Genomic DNA, 1,119 nt, shown 5'->3' with positions numbered 1-1,119 from the left:
GGGGGGCGCGCCCGGGGCGGCGGCGGGGGCGGCGGGGCGCGCGAGGGCGGTCAGGTCGACCGCCCCGCGGAAGTTGAGGGCCGGCTGCTGCGTCATGGTCCGATTGTCCCCCGTCAGCCGGTCTCCGCCGACACGAGCCCCTCGCCGACCGCGACCAGGCGGATGGCCCCCTGCTCGGCCGGCACGACGAACGCCAGCGCCGCGACCGAGCGCGTCGTGAGCACGTCGTCGGTCTCCTCGACCCCGGCCGCCGCGCGCACCTCGGGGCCCGGACGCAGCACGCCGGAGGTGGACCGGGGCGTCATGGTGACCGTCGTCTCGACCGCGGTGACGGCGAGCAGGTCGCCCCCGGCCGAGCGGGCGGCGTAGAGCACCTCGACGCCGTCCAGCGGCCCGTGCTCGACCAGGGTGCCGGCGACCCCCTGCACCGCGGTCGCCTCGGCGACGGTCCGGGCGCGGACAGCCTCGACGAAGGGGTCGGGCTCGAACTCCGCCGCCGCCGCGCTGGCGTCGCCGTCGGCGAGCACGGAGGCGTACCGAGAGGCGAGGTCGGTGACCGCGGCGAGCAGCTCCGCCTCGTCCTCCGCGGCGCCGTCGTCCTCGGCGTCCTCGTCCTCCTCGACGGGTGCGGCCCCGGCGGACGGGTCGCCGGAGGGGAGCGCGTCGGGCCCCTCCCCGACCGCGAGCGGCAGGGCCCCGATCTCGGCGGCGGGGAAGGACGGCAGCTCGGCGCCCGGGAGCAGCGTGAGCCGGCCCCACAGCCGGTACGGCAGCCTCACGTCCTCCGACGTGTAGAGCTCGAGCACGGGGAGCGCGGCCACGGCGGCGGTCCCGTCGGTGGTCGCGTCGAGGTCCCCGGCGGACGGCGCTGCGGACGCCGGGTCCAGAGGCTCACCGGACGCGAGGTCCGAGGACGCCTGACCGGACGGCGCACCGGACGGCAGGTCGGTCGGCGGGTCGGTCGGCAGGTCGGCCGGTGCGGCCGGTGCCGGCGCGGTGCTCGGGTCGGTCACGGTGGCGAACCAGCGCGGCCAGCCGGCGGCCTGAGGCGCCACGAGCACGGCGGCGGGCAGCGGCTCGGCCGCGGTGGCGTCGGCGACCGGGCCGTCCACCCGGACC

The 1,119-nt window shown here is 79.2% G+C and carries 1 pseudogene; it reads right to left on the bottom strand.

Going from position 1 to position 1,119, the window contains the following annotated elements:
* Nucleotides 1-113 precede the first annotated feature (113 nt).
* Nucleotides 114-1,119: pseudogene (locus WCS02_RS20515) on the bottom strand (hypothetical protein); the annotation flags it as partial.

It is taken from the genome of Aquipuribacter hungaricus, from assembly GCF_037860755.1.
Taxonomy (GTDB): domain Bacteria; phylum Actinomycetota; class Actinomycetes; order Actinomycetales; family JBBAYJ01; genus Aquipuribacter; species Aquipuribacter hungaricus.
Note: the sequence above shows the minus strand (reverse complement) of the source record. Positions and strands in the feature narration are given on the sequence as shown.